The organism is Paraliobacillus sp. JSM ZJ581, assembly GCF_044383835.1.
Classification (GTDB): Bacteria; Bacillota; Bacilli; order Bacillales; family Amphibacillaceae; genus Paraliobacillus.
The window spans coordinates 24,559-44,916 of the sequence record NZ_JBISEP010000019.1 but is presented as its reverse complement, the minus strand read 5'-3'; the positions used below and the strand labels follow the sequence as shown (position 1 = coordinate 44,916).

Below are 20,358 nucleotides of genomic sequence, written 5' to 3'. Positions count from 1 at the left end.
AGTGGGTGAATTATTTGGTGATAACGAACCTTGCAATGGTTGTGCGAAGGAGCCAAATGAAGTATTCGCCGTCTACAACATAGAGGTGAAATGTATCGGATTTCATGAAGATGCTCATTTGATTTCATACAAACTATCCGTGCCAACTCAAACGTTTTTAAGAGAAGGGCTGGCAATGTTTTTTGACAAAGTTTCTTTAGGAATACCTCAGTATATGTGGGTTAAGTATTTTATTGATCAAGGTTTATATGTAAAAGTAGAAGACTTAGTTATAAATGAAAAATTTTATAATTATAGTGATTTATTGACTTATCCAATTGCTGGTGCATTTGTAGAATATCTTATTATGAAATTTGGGGTAGACAGATTTAAAGCATTTTATTGTTCTGTAGATGAAGATTTCAATAAGTGTTTTTCTCAAGTATTTAAAATGTCTGTGTCTGAGTCAAACAATCAATTTATAAATTATATAAACTGCTTAGGATATAATAATGCGATTACTGACATCATTAAAAAAGAAATACAAGATAAAAATATAAATGGAATTACTTAATTGCCTCTTATCATTGAAAGCAAAAAAAGAAGTCACCAAATAATTAGCGACTTCTCTTATGTATACTTTCACACAAAAAACAAATGAATCTACTCAAAAATACTGGTTGAGTGCTTCGGTTGCACGCGTGCATTTGGTTCGATATATGCCTTTGCATTATTGATTGCGGTAGGCCCTTCTCCAAATCCAGTGGCAATTAAATTGACTTTTCCAGGATAGGTGCAAATATCTCCCGCAGCATAGATTCCTTCGATAGATGTTTCCATTTTCGTATTGACAACGATACTATTTTTCTCAATTTCTAATCCCCAGCCTTTAATCGGACCTAAAGAGGAAATAAAGCCGTAATTTACAATGACGTCATCAACATCAATGGTAACAACATTCTCCCCTTTTACTTCGCTCAACTTTACTTGTTCAATCTGATCTGCACCAACAAAAGCTTCTGGCACATAAGGCGTTAATATTCGAACGTTAGAGTTCATTAATTTTTCTACACTATGCTCATGAGCGCGGAACTTGTCACGACGGTGTACAAGCGTTACTTCTTTTGCGATTGGTTCTAGCATTAATGCCCAATCAACTGCAGAGTCCCCACCACCAAATAATACAACACGTTTATCTTTGAATTGCATCATATTATCAACAAAATAATGTAAGTTGCGACTTTCATATGCCTCCGCTTCCTTTAAAGCTAATTTACGTGGCTGAAATGCGCCATTCCCCGCTGTAATAATAACCGTCTTTGTATAGTGTACGTCGGTATTTGTTGTTAATTGAAATGTACCGTCTTCTAGGCGTTCCACTTCTTGTATTTCTTGATTTAATGTAATAGTAGGATCAAACATATCCAATTGTTCCTTTAAATTGTTTACGAGATCCTGCGCTCTAACTTTTGGAAATCCTGCGACATCATAAATGTATTTTTCAGGATACAAGGCGCTTAACTGTCCTCCAATATGTGGTAAACTTTCGATTATTTTAACACTAGCTTGCCGTAGACCACCGTAAAAAGCCGTAAATAATCCGGTTGGTCCAGCGCCAATGATGGTTATATCATAAACGTTCTGTTCGCTCATTTTCATTTCCTCCTATATTGACGTTTAGATAAGTAGATAACCAACATTTTAACATATTTTTTACTAAAAGTAGTACTGTTGTAGTTTGTATACAAAAGATTACTTGAAAAATAATAAAAAACCACCTAAGATTGATTTAGAGATAAATCGTACAATTTTGTGACCGTTTTTGTGAATGGATGAACTTCACAATTCAAAGGATGGAAGTGATAGTGTGGGGAAACCAACAATACTAATATTAGGTGCAGGCTATGCTGGTATAACAACAGCTATGATGTTGCAGAAAAAGCTCGATAAATTAGACGCAACGATTACATTAATTAATAAGCATGCATACCATTATCAAACAACTTGGCTACATGAATATGCTGTTGGTACTTTATCAGATCATCAGATGAAAATTCCGATAGAATCCATTATTGATACGGACAGAATTCATTTTATTGTAGATACAGTAACAAATCTAAAAACGGAAGAGCATCAGGTGTCTTTGAAAAAAAACGGTAATATAATCTATGATTATCTAGTTGTAGCCTTGGGGTTTGAAACAGCGACATTTGATATACCTGGGATAAACGATTTTGCATATGTGATAAATAGTGTGGATAAAGCAGACGTTTTAAGACGAGAAATGGAAGACAGGCTTTCTTCTTATAACAAAAAAGAAGTTAACCAACCTTTTACTATTGTGGTTGGTGGCGGTGGATTTACTGGAGTAGAATATTTGGGTGAATTGACTGATCAATTACCATCATTGCTTGAAAAATATAAATTAAATGAGCACGATGTAAAGCTACTTGTTATTGAACAGGAACAATCGGTTATGCCAGGCTTTGATTTAGAACTAGGGGAATATGCGATGCAAATGTTAGAAAATAAAGGGGTATCGTTTTATTTGGGAGCGGCGGTGAAAAGTGTTCATGCAGATTATATTGTTGTTGAAAAGAATGGACTAACCGAAGAGATTTCAACATCCATTTTTATCTGGACAGCAGGAGTTAGAGCAAACCAATTAATTGAGCAGTCAGATATACAACATAGGAATGGTAGTGTTGAAGTGACAGATGATTTACTGGCACCGAGCAATGATAAGGTGTTTGTTGTTGGCGATTGCACGACAGTTCGTTTATCAGACAGCAATCAAATTGTTTCACCCACAGCACAATTGGCGATACAACAAGCAAAAACATGTGCGAAAAATATAGAAAAATTAATTAAAGGAAAGTCGAATGAATTAATTCCTTTTATGTATAGAGAACACGGCTTAATTGCATCTTTAGGGAAAAATGATGCAATTGGTGTCTTATTTAATAATAAAAAAGTTTTTGGGAAAGAGGCTGTTTTTTTAAAGCGGATAAATGAAAATCGAGTATTACATCAAATTGGTGGTATACCATTATTGTGGAAACGGAAAAAATAGCGATTAAGAAAAAGAATGTATATTTTTTATGAGATAGGAAAAGCTTACACCCAGAAAGAGGTGTAAGTGAACATGGTATGGTTAAAACGATTTTGTATGACTATTCTTTTTTTGACCGCTTGTTATTCGACCATTGTTGTAGTGACAAATATGTCGATTAAAGAGATAGTAGCTGAATTGAATCATGCAAAAGAAGTTAAAGTAGACATACAACCTAGTAAACCAATACAGTTAGAAAAAAAGCAAGTGAAGACAAATATTAGCTATAGTGCACAAACGGAAGCTCCTGAACGTTTGGAGGATCTAATTGATTTAACATCTTATCCAACACATACAGTAATGGCAACGGGCTATACGGCAGGGATAGAGTCAACTGGGAAAACATCGGATCACCCAGGGTATGGGATAACCTATTCTGGAGTAAAAGTTACAAGAGATTTATATTCAACGATTGCAGCAGATTTATCTATCTTTCCGATTGGAACGATTTTATTTATCCCTGATTATGGTTATGGTGTCGTTGCAGATAAAGGTGGAGCAATCAAAGGAAACAAAATTGATTTATATTATCCTACCGTTTCTGATGTGTATGGAAAATGGGGCAAAAAAGAGACGTTGGTGTATGTCATTAAAAAAGGAGACGGGAAATTAACAGAAGAAGCATTGGCAGAATTAAATGAGACAAAAGCATTGCAAGTATTTAGAGATCAAATAAAAGAAAGCTAACATCCATTGATGTTAGCTTTTTCAATAACTAAAAGTAGTTAAGTTTTATTAAAAATAAGGATATATTGTCATTGCAAGGATAATGCCTGTTAATCCACCAAAAAAAACTTCAATCGGCTGATGCCCGAGCAATTCTTTTAACTCTTCTTTCTTTTGATATTCTTCTTTTTTAGACCACGCTTTTGCTTCTTCAATAAAATAGCTAAAATCTTTTACAAGCATATTTAAGATAATCGCTTGTTCGCCAGCTTGTCGTCTAATACCAGTAGCATCAAACATGATAATAATACTGAATACAAATGATACAGCAAACAGCCCAGAGCCCACGCCGTGTTCAATACCAACACCAGTTGTTACAGCAGCTACAGCTGCAGAATGACTACTAGGCATACCACCTGTACTAAATGCAAGTCCTGGTTTAAATTCTTTCATTGCAATAAGATGAATTGGTATTTTTATAAATTGTGCAAATACGATAGAAATAAGTCCTGCCCATAGTGGAAAGTTTTCAAACAAGCTCAAGCGACGTTCATCCTTTCTCTTTCTCCAAAAAATAATTAAAACCTAAAAACATTTTTTATCATTATAACATAGCTGTAATAAGAAGAGAAAAAGGTTCGCTCGACATCATCACATTCAATTAAGTCTGGTTATTTATACATGTTACTATTTTTCAGAAACATAGCATTAGGTAATCGATGAATTACTTTAGCAAGTAACATAGCTGCAAAAATAGCTAGAATAACGTCTTTTATTAAAAAGGAATAATAAAAGAACCCACCCCTTAATATCCGCCTTAAAAATATAAGGCGGATATTAAGGGGTGACAATAAGCCTTTAATCTAAAAGGCTTATTGTCAAATGTTATTTAATTGCCGCATCAAGTGCAACAACAATCATGTCATTAAATGTTGTTTGTCTTTCTTCAGCAGTTGTTTCTTCTCCAGTAAGAATGTGATCAGATACGGTTAGCACGGCTAACGCTTGACGATCATATTTAGCGGCTAACGTGTATAAAGCACTTGCTTCCATTTCAATTGCCAACACATTGTATTTCGCTAATAGAGCATGTAATTCTGGAGCATTGTCACGATAGAATGAATCACTTGTAAATACATTACCGACACGAAGGTTTAACCCTTTTTCACTACCAATATCATAAGCATTTTTTAACAGTTCAAAATTCGCAGTAGGCGCATAATCAATGTTTCCAAAAGTCACACGATTCATTTGTGAGTCAGTTGTAGCGGAAGATGCTAAAATGACGTCACGAACTTCTACATCCCTTTGAATTGCACCACAAGTACCAACACGGATTAATTTCTGCACATCATAACTTTGAATTAATTCATTAACATAGATAGAAATAGAAGGAACACCCATACCAGTGCCTTGTACAGATACTCTTTCACCTTTATATGTACCCGTATAACCATACATACCTCTAACTTCATTATAACAAGTTACATTTTCTAAAAATGTTTCTGCAATGTACTTTGCACGCAATGGGTCACCTGGTAATAAGATTTTATCAGCAATTTCACCTTTTTTTGCTCCAATATGTACACTCATTTTGTATCCTCCTACTAGTTTGAAATGGTGTTCTTGATTACAAGTATTATGTATATATGCTGAATAAATAAGCCAATACTTGGTGAGGTAGAACAACTTAATAATAACGTATCATAATCACTTTTTGAATACAAATGTTATTAATTATTGTTTTTGAAATAAAATGAAATCGTTTTAAAAGTTTAGTTGTTTTCCTTTATTCTTCTTGCACTTTCGTATATAATATCTTTAGTTAGTCATTTCACAACTAACGATAATAGAAGTATACTAAATGGATGTGAAATAGCATACATATTTAAATGAATGGAGGAAGAGAAGTGAAAGAACAAAAATTTACAATCACAGATGATACAGGTATTCATGCAAGACCAGCTACATTATTAGTAAATAAAGCTGGGCAGTTTGAATCTCATGTAGAACTACACTATAATGGCAAAGCGGTTAATTTAAAATCTATTATGGGTGTAATGTCCTTAGGTGTTCCTAAAGGTGCTGAAATTACCATTACTGTGGATGGTTCTGATGAAGAACAAGCACTTGCAGGTATTGCAGACACAATTAGAGAACATTTAGGTGAATAAATAAAAGAAGCTAGATTTATCTAGCTTTTTTATTTTACTCAAAGTCCAGTCATGCATATATTGAAGTAGCGCAAGATTAGGCTAGACTAGTTTGTGAATGAATAAGAAAGGAAGTAGGGGTGGCTACTATGAATGTTTCTGTTTCACAATTACCAGGGATAGGCCAAAAAATAATGTTACAAACTGCAGAAGATAGTATGTTAGTTGTCATTGTTCATCATACAGGTAAACGAGAACTTTATTTTTTTAATGATGTAGATAGCGATGAAGCTGATTTCGCAATGGATCTAACTGCTGATGAAACAAGAGAACTAGGAGCACAGTTGTTGGGAGCAACCTATCAGCCTGTAAATGCAAATCAATTAAAAATGTTTAAAAAGCAAATCGTAATTGATTACATCACATTAACAAGCAAATCCTCAATCGCTTATCAAACCATTGAAGATTCTGAAGTTAGAAATAAAACAGGTACAACGATCATCGGTATTGTCCAAGGAGATGAAATGGTAGCTATTCCAGAAGCTGATCGAATTTTAGAACCTGGTGATGTATTAATGGCAATTGGAAAAAAAGATCAGATTGCTATGCTAGAAGCGGTGTGTAAAGGAGAGGATGTGTAAACATTGCTACATGATTTACCTTCTTTATTAGTAGCCGGAATCATTTTACTTGGTATTTTTTATTTGGGTTTTCTTAGTATAAAAATAAATTTCCCAAGTGTTATCCTGTATATTTTATTTGGCGTTTTGTTAGCAGATTTCTTAACACACAATGAATTATTACATTTCACAAGTGAAATTGGAATTGTTCTGTTATTCTTTCTTTTAGGTCTGGAGTTTAGCTTAAATCGATTAGGGAATATTGCAAAAAAAATATGGTCGACAGGTTTATTAGATGTTGGATTATCAATGGGTGTTGCAACGTTAATTGCAATTGGATTTGGCATGGGCTTATTTGAATCCTTTCTTGTAGGTGGGGTTGCGTATGCAACAAGTTCATCTATTACAGCTAAATTATTGGATGATAAAAACAGAATGGCGAATGCAGAAACTGAGTTTATACTAGCTATTTTAATTTTCGAGGATTTAGTCGCTCCAATTATTATTGCGGTATTGATTGGCTTGCAAGCAGGTGGTGGTTCATTCGTACCCACCGATTTAATGTGGATTTTATTGAAGGTAGTAGGATTAATTGGATTAGCGATATTACTTGGAAAGACTGTATTTAAGAAATTCGAAAAATTATTAGCTAAAATTGATGATGAAGATTTTAAAATTACATTATTAGTAGGAATTGCGATTACTTTTGGTGGTTTAGCACTTTTACTAGGTTTATCCGAAGTTTTGGGTGCGTTTTTAGCTGGTATGATGCTTGCAGAGATGGGGAAAATTGAGCGCGTAGAGCATGCAGTTGTACCTGTTCGTAATCTATTGCTACCAACTTTCTTCTTATCGTTTGGGACGTCAATTGAATTAGGAGAAGGCTTTCCAATGCCGCTACTTTTACTATTACTACTCGTGTGGTCGATGATTGCTAAAATACTTGTAGGAGTGATTGGGGGGAGATGGTATGGTTTGTCAAAAAGGGTATCCCTCCGTGCAGGTTTATCTTTATGTGCTAGAGGAGAATTTTCAGTAGTTATAGCGAATGTAGCAACAGGTGTGACACAAATCCTAAGTGGAATTTACATTGTAGCCGCAGCTTTTTTAGGTATGGTGTTGTTTGAATATGCTCCAAAAATAACAAATAAAGTGTATGGAAAGCCACCAGTGAAAAAGAAAAATCTCCGTGTTCCTACCGCATCAAATGAACCAGATAACAATAATTAATATCTTTCACAATAAAAAAATCAGGATACCCATTTAGACATCCTGTTTCCTTTTTTGTGTGAAAGGTGTTAATTATAGTTCATTGAAGGATAGTTTAACAAAAATAGTAGAAGCATCATCTTTTAACAATTTGTTTGTCAGGTCTTTTGTAACAGGAGTACCTACTACAGAGCCAGATCCATTAAATTCATTATGTGTAGAGGCATAATACATATAATATGACTTTCCAAGCTCAAGATTAACGTCTTTTGAAAGCATTGCACGTGAATATTCTCTTAAATCTTCTTCTACATCATAACTAGAAGACGTTCCGTTAGAAAGAAGACGTATTTTATTGTCTTGATAATTTAAACTAAGCAAACGATCTTCCTCTTTTTTACCTATCTCATCATCTCTTATACCATAAAATATATCTTCTTTTACTTTTTCTTTTCCTTCATATTGTTCAAAGGTGAGTGAAATTTCAAATTCTTTATCGCTTGGAAGATTTTTTAACTCATGCATGCGGATTGTGTTTCCTGTAAGAAGAAATAGATACGCCTCATCATCCGAAAGTGGTTCATATACTAGTTTTGTATTGTTCCCTTGACAACCTGTGAAAGTGATAACTGAGATCAAGACTATGAGTATCCACAGTAACTTTTTCATAATCCCCCTCCAATTAGTAAGGTGCTTTTATTTTCTATATCTTTAAGTATACACAAATATTGGTAATGAAAAAGCTTAAAATTCACATCTGATTAAAGTTATTTTTGACTAACTATGATTAGCGCTAAAAATTTTGGATATGCTTGAAGATAGAACATAAATGAATAAAGGGGTAGACGTATGAGAGTTATCATAGTGATAATTAGTGCTTTGTTTTTAGTTGCTTGTCAACAAAATGACTATTCGCCATTAAAAGTATCGTTATACAATCAAGCAAATGATCCGGTAGGAACCGCTACCTTTACTGAAGAAGCAAACGGCGTAGCAGTAAAGGTTTCAGTAGAAGGCTTAACACCAGGTTTGCACGGTATACACATCCATGAATATGCAAAATGTGCTGCACCAGATTTTAAATCTGCTGGAAGTCATTATAATCCAACAGGGAAAAAACATGGATTAATGCATCCAGATGGCGCGCATCTTGGTGATATGCCAAACATAGAAGCTGGTTCGGATGGAACTGCTGAGGCTGAATTCGAGCTTGCTGAAGCAACATTATCTGAAGGACAATATTCCTTGCTTCAAGAAGATGGTACTTCTATTATTATTCATGAAAACCAGGATGATGGGGTTAGTCAACCATCAGGGAATGCTGGAGAGCGAGTAGTTTGTGGCAAAATCACATTGGATGAAGCAAAAGAGGATATGCCACCTACAGATCCTACAGAAACAGAAAAGAAAGAAGAAGCGCAATAAGTTAACCCAAATATCTTTTTATATAAATAACCAGTCGGAGGTAAGTAAACCTCTCCGCTGGTTATTTAGCTATTATTTTAAATGATCTAATGCAGTAATTATTTTGTTTAGACCTTCTTGGACATAAGCAGTTGGACTAGCAATGTTAATACGCATAAATCCATGTCCTTCTTCACCAAAGGAGACGCCATCATTAAGTCCAACCTTGGCCTTTTCCTGCATGAATTTTTTCAATGCTGCTTGTTCAAGTTTCATGTTTGTGCAGTCTAACCAGATTAAATACGTTCCTTCAGGCTGAATGGCGGTGATTTCATCACGATCTGCAAACGCCTCAACTACGAGATCTCTATTTCGTTCTAACAGTTGCAGTAATTGATCTAACCATTGTTTTCCTTCTGTATACGCAGCCTCTAGTGCACTAATACCAAGTGTGTTTATGTGGTTCATGCCATATTTTTTAAATGCTTTGTTTATAGCTGTGCGCTGCTTCTCATTCGGAATAATAGCGTATGATACATGTAAGCCAGCTATATTAAATGTCTTTGTAGGTGATAAACAAGTGATGGTTTGTTGATTGACCTCTTCTGATAGTGAGCTAATTGGAATATGCTTATTATTTGGATATATTAAGTCAGCATGTATTTCATCAGACAGAATGGTTACATCATATTGTAAGCATAATTTTGCAAGTTGTTCTAGTTCTGCTTTCGTCCAAACTCTTCCAACTGGATTATGCGGATTGCAAAGAATGAATGCACTTACTCCTTGTTTGAAGGAATGCTCCAAATCGATGAAATCAATTGTGTAGTAGTTTTCCTGATAAATTAATGGATTTTTCACCAATTCTCGATCATGTGCTTTAATAATATCAAAAAATGGAGGATAGACAGGTGTTTGGACGACAATTTTGTCTCCCGGATTGGTCTGAGTTAAAATGGCCATATGTAGCGTTGGGATAACACCAGGACTATATACAATCCAATCCTTATCAATTTCCCATTGATGTTGCGTGAGTATCCACTGTTTGACCTGTTCATTTATTTCGTTATCTGTTACGGTATAGCCAAAAATCCCATGATCTACTCGGCTTTTTAGCGATTGTTTAATCCCATCTGCAATCGTTAAATCCATATCTGCAACCCACATTGGTTGGACATCATCTGCTCCGTATAGTGTTTTCACCATATCCCATTTCGCAGAACGTGTATTTTTTCTATTAGGAAAATCTTCAAAAAGTGATACCATTGATTTGTTTCCTCCTAATCATCTTTTGACTTTTATATATATCTCAGCATTATAACATGTTTTCTTGCAGACTTCGATGGATATTCAATTTTAATTTGGCTCGTTAAACATTTATCGTTTCTAAAACATGTCACGTATGAAGGTCAAGAAAGACAAAAAAATAAGCAAAGCGATGAATGCTTTGCTTATACAGGGGGAATACGAGAAAGTTTTACTTATTACAGTAATAGTATTAACTATTTATCCATTTTCTAAACCTCTTTTTTAAAAAATTATGCTACATTTAAAAAATATGTTAAAATAAATAATTGTGTATTAAGTAGATATTACAATTAAGAATATCTAAATCGATTCTGAATCAAAATAGTAGGAGATGTTAGTATGTCAGAGAAGTATATTGAAGGACAAGTCGTAGAAGGAAAAGTAACTGGAGTTCAATCATATGGTGCATTTGTAGCACTAGATAACGAAATACAAGGTTTAGTGCATATTTCAGAAGTTACACATGGGTTTGTTAAAGATATTAACGAATTTTTGTCTGTTGGAGACGAAGTAAAGGTGAAAATTTTATCAGTAGATGATGCGAATAATAAATACGCTCTATCTATTCGAGCGACAGAAGAGGCGCCAAAACAACAAGCTAAAGCTAAGCCTAAACAACAAGTTAACACACAAAAAGAAGAGGCGGGTTTTAACACGTTAAAAGACAAATTAAATGAATGGATTGAACAATCTGAAGAACGTTCTAAATCTTTTCATAAATAATAAAAAGAAAGAAGCCTTTTAGCGATTTTATTGAGCTAGAAGGCTTCTTTCTTTACATAAATGATTGATATAGACAATGATTCAAAATGTATGAAAGTTACTGTTATTTCTCAGGCTGTGGTGTTCTGGATGAAGCTATTTCTTCTGATGGTTTGAACAGTAAAGAGATACAAACTAATCCACTAATGCCCACTAGTGTATAGATAATTCTAGCGAATGCACCACTTTGTTCTCCACCACCAAATATAGCTGCTACTAAATCAAATTGAAATAACCCAATAAGCCCCCAATTAATGGCGCCAACTATCACTAACAATAAAGTAATTCTTTGTATTGCGTTCAATTTCTTAACCTCCTTTTTTCTTTAGTTATAGCTTAACTATAGTCCGAAAAATTATGTATTTATATTTAAAAATTTTAAGAAATGGTTGTGATTTTAGTTTTTGTGACTTGATTTACATTACATGTTTAGGTACATTATTAATAACACTCGCTTAAATAAAAATGGAGGGTATAAAATGACACATGTACGTTTTGAATATGAAAAAGCTCTAACTTTCTTTGGAGAGCATGAATTAGCTTATCTAAAAGAGCCTGTTAAATTAGCACATGATATGATACATAACAAGACTGGTGCAGGAAGTGATTTCTTAGGTTGGGTTGATTTACCTACCAACTATGATAAGGAAGAATTTGCACGAATTAAAAAGGCTGCAGAAAAAATTAAATCCGATTCAGATGTTTTACTAGTGATTGGTATTGGTGGCTCTTATTTAGGTGCAAAAGCTGCGTTAGAAATGCTTAATCATTCTTTTTATAATATTTTACCTAAAGATCAACGAGATACACCACAAGTTATCTTTGTAGGAAATAGTATTAGTTCTACTTATATGAAAGAGCTATTTGATGTATTGAAAGATAAAGATGTATCTATTAACGTGATTTCTAAAAGTGGAACAACAACGGAGCCAGCATTGGCTTTCCGTATTTATCGTAAGTTCTTAGAAGACAAATATGGTGTAGAAGAAGCAAAAGGTCGTATTTATGCAACAACAGATAAAGCGAAAGGTGCATTGAAAACATCAGCAACAGAAGAAGGATATGAATCGTTTGTTATTCCTGATGATGTTGGTGGACGTTATTCTGTTTTAACTGCTGTTGGATTACTTCCAATTGCTGCAAGTGGCATAGATATTGATGCAATGATGGAAGGTGCACAGAAAGCACAAGTAGAATTAAGTGAATCAGACCTTACGAAAAACCCTGCATATCAATATGCTGCAGTTCGTAATGTTTTGTATAACAAAGGAAAGACAATTGAAATGCTAATTAATTATGAGCCAGCGTTGCAGTATTTTTCTGAATGGTGGAAACAATTATTTGGAGAAAGTGAAGGGAAAGATTTCAAAGGCATCTATCCTTCTTCGGCAAACTTCTCCACTGATTTGCATTCATTAGGTCAGTATGTACAAGAAGGGCGTAGAGATATTTTTGAAACTGTTCTTCATGTGGAAACGCCAAAGTATGATATTACGATTGAAGAAGATGGGCAAGACCTTGATGGATTAAACTACCTTGCGGGTGAAACGGTTGACTTTGTTAATGAAAAAGCTTATCAAGGTACAATGCTCGCTCATACAGATGGTCAAGTTCCTAACTTGATCGTACATTTGCCTAAGTTAGATGCGTATACATTTGGATATGTTTCGTATTTCTTTGAAAAAGCATGTGCAATAAGCGGATACTTACTAGGTGTTAATCCATTTGATCAACCAGGAGTAGAGGCATATAAGAAAAATATGTTTGCACTACTTGGTAAACCAGGATTTGAAAAAGAAAAAGAAGAACTAGAAAAACGATTATAAAACAAGGAATGGGACAGAGGAGCTAGACTTTCTGTCCCTTTTTAATTTGCTTGCTCCATCGTGCTTCATTAAGTCATGCTATATACTAAATGTGGTGGTGTCCTTGATCTATCAAACCTTCATATAGAAGCAAAAAAATACACGCAATTCTCTCTCTTTTGTTACCCTAAAGTTGTAGACAAAAAGGAAAAGGAGAGGAAAAGCGTGCAAAAACAATTTTACCATAGCAATGCTAGGGATTACAGACAAGCATATGGATATTTGGAATATGCGTAGTGAATTAGATGCCTTTTATGTAGAGTTTAATTACAGCGGTGAAGAAACAGACATGTTCACCAAATAGGTACTTACAATCGTGTGTTGTGATACGAGTCTTGTTCAAATCGTAGTCATGTACTTATCCAAATCATTTAAACACGCAGTCCGTCATGAATTAGGAGAAGCATGAATTATCGTCAACTGTTTTCACTGTATGCGCCAGGTGTATTGGGTGCTAGATGAAGTGAGACGTGAAATGCAACGAACGTTAGATAAGAAGGCTCGCATTCGTATGAAACGAAGGAAAAAATCACCTTGGATGTCCACCTGTAAATTGACAGAAGAAAAACGAGAAACAGTAAAACAATTACTCAAAATAGATGTCCGATTAGATGAGGTATACTACTTGAAAAACAAGCTGGATAAATAGTTTAAAGAAAGTAATCAAAAGACTGTCAAAGAAGGATTAGAGATATGCCTGTCAGCAATGAAAACGTCAACTATTGACGCTTTTCATAAGGTGGTGAAGACATTTAAACGTTGGAAACAAGAAATTCTTCAGTCCTTCATGTATCCCTTTACTAACGGATACATTGATGATGTGAACAACATGATAAAAGTGACAAAAGGGATGTCTTATGGCATTAAAAATTTTGAACGTTTGAAAAAGAAAATATTGTGGGACAAGAGATTAGAAAAGTTTTATTATAAAAACGTCTTAGCTGACGAAATATGCGAGATTCCTCGAAAGTGAAGTGTGATTTTCTATTACTTCCGAAGCGTTCTTTGTCCTGTGGGAACAGCACGAGCCGAAGATACACTTGGTAAAATAATGGTGTAAGAGTGTCTATTAAATTGGGTTTTCAATCGTTCGTAGCGAAAAATAGAGCAGGAGTGTTCGATAAATCGAGTTTATCGATCGTTTGAGACCAGAAAATCGTGTGATGTGTTTGATAAATCGAGTTTATTGATCGTTTGAGACCAGAAAATCGTGTGATGTGTTTGATAAATCGAGTTTATTGATCGTTTGAGACCAGAATATTCGTTCAAGTGTTCGATACAATGGATTTAATGAACACTCTTGAAAGTAAAACTAGTGAAAATGTCTGTTACACATTATTTATAATATAAGTTTAATAAAAGAGATGGTGGAGTGAAAATCACACCACCACATTTGACAGAGGACCTTAAGTCATCGGTGTCAATAAAAGTAATTGATCATTTTTGTGTAAAGCTGTATGAAAAGGAGGGTTCACCCACATCTTGTCTTCCCTTATTACTCCAATCAATAATCGCTCTTCCGAAACAAAATTAGTTGAGGCTTCTAAAAATGTTTGCCCTATTAAATTTGTAGGAATGTGTATAGAAGAGAATTGTTGTGTTGCAAGGATTTGGATGAATAAATCAAAGGGTTGTACGGTGGATACATGGAAAATTTCTTGAAAAAACAGTGTCCCCATGAAATCGTTGGATCGAATAACTGTTGTAGCTCCTGCTCTTTTTGCATTTGAAACTTGTTCTTTTGTTAAAATTTCTGTGACCACATGGATATCGGGATTGTTTCCTTTTATTGCAACTGTTGTTAAAATACTTGTTTGATCCGCCTCTTGTTCTTTTTTTGCGGGATCAGCAGTAATAATTGCATAAGCCGCACTTTTAATATTTGCTTTTTGTAATACCTCATCAGAAGTTGGATTGCCTCTAACAAAATGACAGGCATGTTCTTTATGTGGAAATTGTTTTAAAGAGTGATCAATTAATACAAAGGGCTCTTTTTTTTGATATGTTTGCATCATTTTTAATAATTGTCGTGTTCGCTCGTTCCACCCAATAAAGATGATGTGATTTTCTCCCTTAAACGTTGTATTTCCTTTCGCTATTTCTTCTTCTCTTCTAATTGTAGCAGCGGAGATGGTTGCCATATAAAACGTGACGAGTCCCCCACCTGCTAAAATTAACAAAATGCCAATTACTTTACCGAACGTACTTAAAGGAACAAAATCACCATAACCAACGGTCGATCCAGTGACAAATGCCCACCAGATACCTTCAAAAACAGTTGGAAAATGAACAGGTTCTATTAAATGAATACTGAATCCGAATAGGAACATTAAGGTGATTACTGTTAAGAGTAATCGAATTAAAACAGGTAATCGGAAGTAATACGTCATAAATTTATATAAGTACATTTCTTCGTCCTTTCTTTGTAGCATTAATCATGCATATCAGTTTGGATATTCTATTATGTGCTTGATACAAAAAGCAACATAAAACGAACTGCTCAACCTCTTTGCAAATTTATTTTCCTAGCGCATCCTTATATAGTTGTTGTTACATGTAGTATTGCCTGAAAATTTGATATGATGTTAGTAGATTATTTAGGAGGTCTTACATAATGGAAAAAGAACGACAAGCATTTTTATTGGAACTATTACAAACGCCTTCTCCATCTAGTTTTGAGATGGAGATTCAGAAAAAATGGATAGAAGAGGTCAAACCGTTTGCTGACGAAATTATTACCGACCATGCAGGTAACGCAATAGGAGTTTTAAATAAAGAGGCACCATTTAAAATTTTATTAGCAGGACATTGTGATGAAATCGGACTTATTGTTAATCGAATAGATGAACAAGGTTATTTATTTGTAGAAAAAATGGGTGGAATCAATCCAAAAGCAGCAATAGGAATGAAAGTGACTATTCTTGGTTATGGCAAAACAATTACAGGAGTTATCGGAGTGAATGCACAACATCATGGTGGAATAACAGGCGATTTTGACTTAGAAGATATATTTATCGATTGTGGTGCAAAATCAAAAGAAGAAATAGAGAAATTTGTACAAATTGGTGATTTAGCCGTTTACAAACGAGAACCAGAAATATTGATGGATCGTTATGTGTCTGGACGTGGATTGGATAATCGAACTGGTGCATTTATTGTTGCTGAAGTACTTCGAAGGCTTTCCAAGAAAGAAATCAATGTGGGTGTCTACGCTGCTAGTACTGTGAATGAAGAGACGAATATGGGTGGCGCTTATTTTGCTGCTGCTAGTATTGAACCGACCATGGCAATCGCATGTGACGTAACTTTTGCTACTGACTATCCAAATGTTAACAAGAATAAGCACGGTGATATAAAGTTAGATGGGGGACCAGTCTTAGCAAAAGGTGCACCAATTAACCGAAAAATAAATAAACTATTAGAAGATACAGCGAAACGTTTAAACATGAAGGTACAATATGAATTGACACCAAGAATGACTGGGACAGATGCAGATAAGATGCGCTTAACAGGAAAAGGTGTCCCCGTCAGTCTCGTCTCATTGCCATTGCGCTACATGCATTCCCCAGTCGAAACTGCGAGCATAAAGGATATAGACGAAGAAATTGATTTATTAGTAGAAATGATTGCTGCGATGACTGGAAAAGAAAGTTTAAATCCACTTGAAAACTAGTAAAATGTGCTATGTCACTAAATTGTGAAAAAATATACATGCAAAGCACTTCACAAAGATTACAGTTCGTTGTATAATGTATGTAATTAAATATCGATTCTATCTTCGGGGCAGGGTGTAATTCCCGACCGACGGTAACAAGCGATTAGCTTGAAGTCCGTGACCCGCATTTTGCGGTGGATCTGGTGAGAGTCCAGAGCCGACAGTTAAAGTCTGGATGGGAGAAGATACGGAGCAAGAAGGTATAATTACTATGCCTTTATTTCCTAATACATTTGAACTCTAAAGCCCCCCACGAGTGGTTTTAGAGTTTTTATTTTGTTAGGGAAGATAGTTGCTCTCCCTTCATCAATAGTAAGCATGGAATCGATAAAGATGAAGGAGGAAGATCGTGATGCAATCATCACATTTGTTAAAGTTAATTATTATTGCATTATTAGGTACCATATCAATGGTTTTACTCTTTATCAATTTCCCGATACCATTTTTACCACCATACTTGAAAATTGATTTTAGTGAAGTGCCAGCTTTAATTGCAGGATTGCTATTCACACCGGTGGTGGGAATCTTAGTAGAAGCTATAAAGAACGCACTTTATTTGCTTTATACAGGTGCAAGTGATCCTGTAGGAGCTGTAGCCAATTTCATTGCTGGAACTTTGTTTATTTACCCAGTAGCGCTTCTATACCATAAATTAAAAGGTAAGAGAAGTATTGTTACCGGTCTCGTCACTGGTACCGTTGTAATGGCTCTTGGAATGAGTGTTTTGAATTATCTTATCATTTTGCCCGCTTATAGTTGGCTAATGGGGTGGGAGACAATGAGTAACGGAGTGAAGTTAGCTACTGTTTTAGGCGGGACGCTACCATTCAATTTTATTAAAGGAGTTATTTTGACTGCTTTATTTATACCGTTATTTGTTAAGCTAAAACCGTGGATTGATCAAAAAAGAATTACGTTTCACTAATTTGATGATTGAGTAATAAGAGAAAGGGCATTTCAAACACAACGTCCTTTCTCTTTTTGTTTGTCTTATATTAAGTATAATAATTGTTATGGGGTGGCAGGGGGGGATGAAATGCTGTTTTAGTCTGTGATTTGTAATCCTAGTAAGCTTGAAAACTGGATTGCCTGATAGGTTGATACTTTACACCCTTTTAAGTCTTCGATAGAAACGACTAGTTGACTAAACGTAGAAGTACTTATATCAATTCCTTTTAGTGATGTATGGTTGAACTTTGTGCCATTAAGGTTACATACGTCAAATGCTACATTTTTTAGTTTGCAGTCATAAAAATCTGTATCTTGGAGTGCATTTTCTTTAAAGATAACATTTTTTAATTTTGAATTTGCTATGATAGCTAAGCTTAATACACAATTTTCAAATGTAACATTTCCTAAACTTGATTCTGCAATACTAGTACCAACTAATTTGCTGTTTACAAATGCTACTCTATGAATGGAAGCATTCCCAAAATTAACATTAGATAAATCGCAATTTTCAAAGCGTACATCAAGCATGTCGATCCTACCAAAATCTGTGTTTGAAAACTTGCTATTTTTTATTACTACATTTGCTAGCTGCACACCATCTAATATTTCATTTTCAAATAGACTGTTGCTTATGATACACGAGTTAAATGTTGGATCTTCCTCATAAAGAATATCATGAAAATTTTTAGCCTTTAATTCGGTGTGAATGTTAGGAGTATCAATCTTCATTTTGTATCTTCCTCTCATTTAAAATGTATATAGATTAAAAAATGTTTGACGAATTTATTTAGCACAAATAATATAGCTTTAAGAATTAGAATGCGATCTTCTTCTTCACTCCAATTGTACATCTAGCAGTAGAAATGAGTTTTTCAGCTTCATCAACAATATCTATTTGCCAGACCATTGTTGTTTTTCCAATATGTTTAGGTGTCGCCTGAGCGATTACCCATCCATCACGTTTGCTTTTTATATGATTTGCATTTATCTCCATTCCGAATACAAGTTGTGTTGCTTGATCAATATTAGCTAATGCACCAACACTTGCGGCAGTTTCAGCTAATGCAACATTGGCTCCACCATGCAGAAATCCCATTGGTTGTTTTGTTTTGTTATTCACAGGCATCTTTATTTCAACCAAATTAGCCTGGTTTGTGATTAGCTTCATCTCTAAATGCCCCATTAATGTATCATTGAAGTTCATTTGTTTTTTTCCTCCTAATAATAAGAGCAAGAACAATATTTGCTCTTGCTGTGCAATATACCACATATTTTTAATGTTTTACAGTGAAAAAGGAATGAAAATTTGTAACAGTAGTGAAATCCCAAGTAAAACACCGTATAGCGTATTTGTTTGTGCTGTAGCAATCATTGCAGGAATTTTTTCAACATTTGTTTTTTTACCACTAAATTGATTGATCGCTTGTTTGGCTTTTTTTCCACTTAATAATGCAATAATGGACCAAATCGGTAAAATACCAAATCCAATAAATACGATCGTTAATCCATAACTAACGATAAAACAGGTCGCTAAAAATGTTATAGCTTTATTTTGACCGAACAAAACAGCAATGGTCTTCCTGCCATTTTCTTTATCATTATCTAAATCACGTATGTTATTAGCTAACAAAATCATTCCGATAAAAATGGCAACCGGGATGGAGATAAGTACCATATCAGTGGAAATAGTCATTGTTTGCACGTAATAGCTAATTCCAATTAACATCGTACCCATAAAAAAACCAGATACTAATTCGCCGAAAGGGGTAGATGCAATCGGGTATGGACCACCTGTATATAAGTATCCAACTAACATAGAAATTAGACCAACTACCATTACCCACCAATTAGACTGTAAACAAATGTAAACCCCTAATGACATTGCCAATAAGAAAAAGGTATTAGCTAAATGTAAAACTTTTTTAGCAGGAATGCCATCTCGCACAATCGTTCCACCGATGCCAACAGAGTTTTCATTGTCCAATCCTCGGACATAATCATAATATTCATTATACATATTTGTTGCTGCTTGAATAAGCATGGAGGCAACAAGCATTACGATAAATAGCAAAAAATGAATCGAACCATCTAATATAGCCAGCATTGTACCAATAAACACTGGTACAAAGGAAGCAGTTAGTGTATGAGGTCGTAAAAGACGCCACCAAATATGTAAGCCGGGTCTTTCGTTTAATGTAGCTTGAATTGTTTTATCTTCTAATGATTGCATTGTCGTGCTCTCTCCTAACTATCGTATAAAAACCTTTATTTATAGAAATAATGTAATACATTCGCATTCAGTGTAACATGAAAGAAAAGATCGCTTGTGCTGATATCATAATAAGTTTAGAGAACGAACGTTAGCGTGTCAACAAATTGACACATTTTTAAAAGGTAATATATTCCTTCCCTTGTTAAATGAAAGACTATTTGCATAACATATCCTTAAATTAGTTAAAAATAAACACATAAGAACTAAATTTACAATACTAGCTATAATCATGATTGTTGAGAAACGTGTAAAAAGAGAATAGAATATAGTTGGGGAAAAGTTTTAGTTAATATAAATAGTAAATAAAAACAATATATATTTTTGTTAAAAAACCCCTATCAG

General features: G+C 34.5%; 21 protein-coding genes, 1 pseudogene and 1 riboswitch. Of the genes and pseudogenes, 12 read left to right on the top strand and 10 right to left on the bottom strand.

The genetic code is table 11. The features are described 5' to 3' along the window. Position 1 precedes the first annotated feature (1 nt). Complete coding sequence (locus tag ACH6CY_RS10975; protein ID WP_374067377.1) at positions 2-553, top strand: hypothetical protein; 552 nt, start codon at positions 2-4, stop codon at positions 551-553. An 89-nt stretch (positions 554-642) separates the two neighbouring features. On the opposite strand, the gene ACH6CY_RS10970 is transcribed toward ACH6CY_RS10975, so the two are convergent. Continuing rightward, positions 643-1,632: an NAD(P)/FAD-dependent oxidoreductase gene (locus tag ACH6CY_RS10970; protein ID WP_374067376.1), complete on the bottom strand. Its 990-nt coding sequence runs from the start codon at positions 1,630-1,632 to the stop codon at positions 643-645. Between the two features lie 214 nt (positions 1,633-1,846). On the opposite strand from ACH6CY_RS10970, the gene ACH6CY_RS10965 reads away from it, so the two are divergent. Continuing rightward, on the top strand, positions 1,847-3,052 hold the full coding sequence (locus ACH6CY_RS10965) for an NAD(P)/FAD-dependent oxidoreductase (protein ID WP_374067375.1): 1,206 nt from the start codon (positions 1,847-1,849) through the stop codon (positions 3,050-3,052). 96 nt (positions 3,053-3,148) lie between these two features. Continuing rightward, a complete protein-coding gene (locus ACH6CY_RS10960) occupies positions 3,149-3,778 on the top strand; it encodes a 3D domain-containing protein (RefSeq protein ID WP_374067374.1) in 630 nt (209 codons plus the stop codon). A 48-nt stretch (positions 3,779-3,826) separates the two neighbouring features. Here ACH6CY_RS10960 and ACH6CY_RS10955 read toward each other — a convergent pair whose 3' ends face one another. Together ACH6CY_RS10955 and deoD are read right to left on the bottom strand one after the other, a co-directional pair. Next, the gene (locus ACH6CY_RS10955) at positions 3,827-4,300 is read right to left on the bottom strand and encodes a divergent PAP2 family protein (RefSeq protein ID WP_374067373.1); all 474 of its coding nucleotides are present in this window, start codon (positions 4,298-4,300) and stop codon (positions 3,827-3,829) included. A gap of 342 nt (positions 4,301-4,642) precedes the next feature. Further along, the gene (deoD, locus tag ACH6CY_RS10950) at positions 4,643-5,350 is read right to left on the bottom strand and encodes a purine-nucleoside phosphorylase (protein ID WP_374067372.1); all 708 of its coding nucleotides are present in this window, start codon (positions 5,348-5,350) and stop codon (positions 4,643-4,645) included. Positions 5,351-5,667: 317 nt separating this feature from the next. Between deoD and ACH6CY_RS10945 the strand changes: the two genes are divergently transcribed. The 3 genes from ACH6CY_RS10945 to ACH6CY_RS10935 all read left to right on the top strand — a co-directional run bounded on the left by ACH6CY_RS10945 (position 5,668) and on the right by ACH6CY_RS10935 (position 7,760). Further along, the gene (locus tag ACH6CY_RS10945) at positions 5,668-5,931 is read left to right on the top strand and encodes a phosphocarrier protein HPr (protein ID WP_374067395.1); all 264 of its coding nucleotides are present in this window, start codon (positions 5,668-5,670) and stop codon (positions 5,929-5,931) included. Between the two features lie 128 nt (positions 5,932-6,059). After that, complete coding sequence (locus ACH6CY_RS10940; protein ID WP_374067371.1) at positions 6,060-6,551, top strand: cation:proton antiporter regulatory subunit; 492 nt, start codon at positions 6,060-6,062, stop codon at positions 6,549-6,551. Positions 6,552-6,554: 3 nt separating this feature from the next. Then, complete coding sequence (locus ACH6CY_RS10935) at positions 6,555-7,760, top strand: cation:proton antiporter (protein WP_374067370.1); 1,206 nt, start codon at positions 6,555-6,557, stop codon at positions 7,758-7,760. A gap of 72 nt (positions 7,761-7,832) precedes the next feature. Here the strand turns inward: ACH6CY_RS10935 and ACH6CY_RS10930 are convergent, their stop codons facing one another. Next, on the bottom strand, positions 7,833-8,408 hold the full coding sequence (locus tag ACH6CY_RS10930) for a hypothetical protein (RefSeq protein WP_374067369.1): 576 nt from the start codon (positions 8,406-8,408) through the stop codon (positions 7,833-7,835). Positions 8,409-8,588: 180 nt separating this feature from the next. On the opposite strand from ACH6CY_RS10930, the gene ACH6CY_RS10925 reads away from it, so the two are divergent. Next, positions 8,589-9,164 carry a superoxide dismutase family protein gene (locus ACH6CY_RS10925; protein WP_374067368.1) on the top strand — a complete coding sequence of 192 codons (576 nt, stop codon included), beginning with the start codon at positions 8,589-8,591 and terminating at the stop codon, positions 9,162-9,164. A gap of 72 nt (positions 9,165-9,236) precedes the next feature. On the opposite strand, the gene ACH6CY_RS10920 is transcribed toward ACH6CY_RS10925, so the two are convergent. Beyond that, a complete protein-coding gene (locus tag ACH6CY_RS10920) occupies positions 9,237-10,409 on the bottom strand; it encodes a MalY/PatB family protein (RefSeq protein WP_374067367.1) in 1,173 nt (390 codons plus the stop codon). Between the two features lie 381 nt (positions 10,410-10,790). Here ACH6CY_RS10920 and yugI point away from each other — a divergent pair, with 381 nt between their 5' ends. After that, entirely contained in the window at positions 10,791-11,174 is a 384-nt protein-coding gene (gene yugI, locus ACH6CY_RS10915; RefSeq protein WP_374067366.1) for a S1 domain-containing post-transcriptional regulator GSP13, read from the top strand. A 103-nt stretch (positions 11,175-11,277) separates the two neighbouring features. Here the strand turns inward: yugI and ACH6CY_RS10910 are convergent, their stop codons facing one another. Beyond that, positions 11,278-11,517 carry a DUF378 domain-containing protein gene (locus ACH6CY_RS10910; RefSeq protein ID WP_374067365.1) on the bottom strand — a complete coding sequence of 80 codons (240 nt, stop codon included), beginning with the start codon at positions 11,515-11,517 and terminating at the stop codon, positions 11,278-11,280. A 175-nt stretch (positions 11,518-11,692) separates the two neighbouring features. Here ACH6CY_RS10910 and ACH6CY_RS10905 point away from each other — a divergent pair, with 175 nt between their 5' ends. Both ACH6CY_RS10905 and ACH6CY_RS10900 read left to right on the top strand, forming a co-directional pair. Further along, positions 11,693-13,039, top strand: a complete 1,347-nt coding sequence (locus ACH6CY_RS10905) for a glucose-6-phosphate isomerase (protein ID WP_374067364.1) — start codon at positions 11,693-11,695, stop codon at positions 13,037-13,039. A gap of 448 nt (positions 13,040-13,487) precedes the next feature. After that, a pseudogene (locus tag ACH6CY_RS10900) lies at positions 13,488-14,051 on the top strand (transposase). Positions 14,052-14,484: 433 nt separating this feature from the next. Here ACH6CY_RS10900 and ACH6CY_RS10895 read toward each other — a convergent pair. Then, positions 14,485-15,510, bottom strand: a complete 1,026-nt coding sequence (locus ACH6CY_RS10895) for a potassium channel family protein (RefSeq protein ID WP_374067363.1) — start codon at positions 15,508-15,510, stop codon at positions 14,485-14,487. 182 nt (positions 15,511-15,692) lie between these two features. Here ACH6CY_RS10895 and ACH6CY_RS10890 point away from each other — a divergent pair, with 182 nt between their 5' ends. Together ACH6CY_RS10890 and ACH6CY_RS10885 are read left to right on the top strand one after the other, a co-directional pair. After that, a complete protein-coding gene (locus tag ACH6CY_RS10890; protein WP_374067362.1) occupies positions 15,693-16,751 on the top strand; it encodes a M20/M25/M40 family metallo-hydrolase in 1,059 nt (352 codons plus the stop codon). 97 nt (positions 16,752-16,848) lie between these two features. Next, positions 16,849-16,984: riboswitch (FMN riboswitch) on the top strand. Between the two features lie 161 nt (positions 16,985-17,145). Further along, complete coding sequence (locus ACH6CY_RS10885; protein WP_374067361.1) at positions 17,146-17,718, top strand: ECF transporter S component; 573 nt, start codon at positions 17,146-17,148, stop codon at positions 17,716-17,718. 119 nt (positions 17,719-17,837) lie between these two features. Here ACH6CY_RS10885 and ACH6CY_RS10880 read toward each other — a convergent pair whose 3' ends face one another. The 3 genes from ACH6CY_RS10880 to ACH6CY_RS10870 form a co-directional block, all read right to left on the bottom strand. Beyond that, the gene (locus ACH6CY_RS10880) at positions 17,838-18,473 is read right to left on the bottom strand and encodes a pentapeptide repeat-containing protein (RefSeq protein ID WP_374067360.1); all 636 of its coding nucleotides are present in this window, start codon (positions 18,471-18,473) and stop codon (positions 17,838-17,840) included. Positions 18,474-18,558: 85 nt separating this feature from the next. Continuing rightward, the gene (locus ACH6CY_RS10875; protein ID WP_374067359.1) at positions 18,559-18,948 is read right to left on the bottom strand and encodes a hotdog fold thioesterase; all 390 of its coding nucleotides are present in this window, start codon (positions 18,946-18,948) and stop codon (positions 18,559-18,561) included. A 78-nt stretch (positions 18,949-19,026) separates the two neighbouring features. Then, positions 19,027-19,974 carry a 1,4-dihydroxy-2-naphthoate polyprenyltransferase gene (locus tag ACH6CY_RS10870; protein WP_374067358.1) on the bottom strand — a complete coding sequence of 316 codons (948 nt, stop codon included), beginning with the start codon at positions 19,972-19,974 and terminating at the stop codon, positions 19,027-19,029. Positions 19,975-20,358 lie beyond the last annotated feature (384 nt).

Excerpts from the sequence above, each read along its gene's own strand:
- ACH6CY_RS10970 (WP_374067376.1), bottom strand. The coding sequence starts at position 1,632 with ATGAGCGAACAGAACGTTTATGATATAACCATCATTGGCGCTGGACCA.
- ACH6CY_RS10960 (WP_374067374.1), top strand. The coding sequence starts at position 3,149 with ATGACTATTCTTTTTTTGACCGCTTGTTATTCGACCATTGTTGTAGTG.
- deoD (WP_374067372.1), bottom strand. The coding sequence starts at position 5,350 with ATGAGTGTACATATTGGAGCAAAAAAAGGTGAAATTGCTGATAAAATC.
- ACH6CY_RS10940 (WP_374067371.1), top strand. The coding sequence starts at position 6,060 with ATGAATGTTTCTGTTTCACAATTACCAGGGATAGGCCAAAAAATAATG.
- ACH6CY_RS10930 (WP_374067369.1), bottom strand. The coding sequence starts at position 8,408 with ATGAAAAAGTTACTGTGGATACTCATAGTCTTGATCTCAGTTATCACT.
- ACH6CY_RS10925 (WP_374067368.1), top strand. The coding sequence starts at position 8,589 with ATGAGAGTTATCATAGTGATAATTAGTGCTTTGTTTTTAGTTGCTTGT.
- ACH6CY_RS10920 (WP_374067367.1), bottom strand. The coding sequence starts at position 10,409 with ATGGTATCACTTTTTGAAGATTTTCCTAATAGAAAAAATACACGTTCT.
- yugI (WP_374067366.1), top strand. The coding sequence starts at position 10,791 with ATGTCAGAGAAGTATATTGAAGGACAAGTCGTAGAAGGAAAAGTAACT.
- ACH6CY_RS10905 (WP_374067364.1), top strand. The coding sequence starts at position 11,693 with ATGACACATGTACGTTTTGAATATGAAAAAGCTCTAACTTTCTTTGGA.
- ACH6CY_RS10895 (WP_374067363.1), bottom strand. The coding sequence starts at position 15,510 with ATGCTACAAAGAAAGGACGAAGAAATGTACTTATATAAATTTATGACG.
- ACH6CY_RS10890 (WP_374067362.1), top strand. The coding sequence starts at position 15,693 with ATGGAAAAAGAACGACAAGCATTTTTATTGGAACTATTACAAACGCCT.
- ACH6CY_RS10885 (WP_374067361.1), top strand. The coding sequence starts at position 17,146 with ATGCAATCATCACATTTGTTAAAGTTAATTATTATTGCATTATTAGGT.
- ACH6CY_RS10880 (WP_374067360.1), bottom strand. The coding sequence starts at position 18,473 with ATGAAGATTGATACTCCTAACATTCACACCGAATTAAAGGCTAAAAAT.
- ACH6CY_RS10875 (WP_374067359.1), bottom strand. The coding sequence starts at position 18,948 with ATGAACTTCAATGATACATTAATGGGGCATTTAGAGATGAAGCTAATC.
- ACH6CY_RS10870 (WP_374067358.1), bottom strand. The coding sequence starts at position 19,974 with ATGCAATCATTAGAAGATAAAACAATTCAAGCTACATTAAACGAAAGA.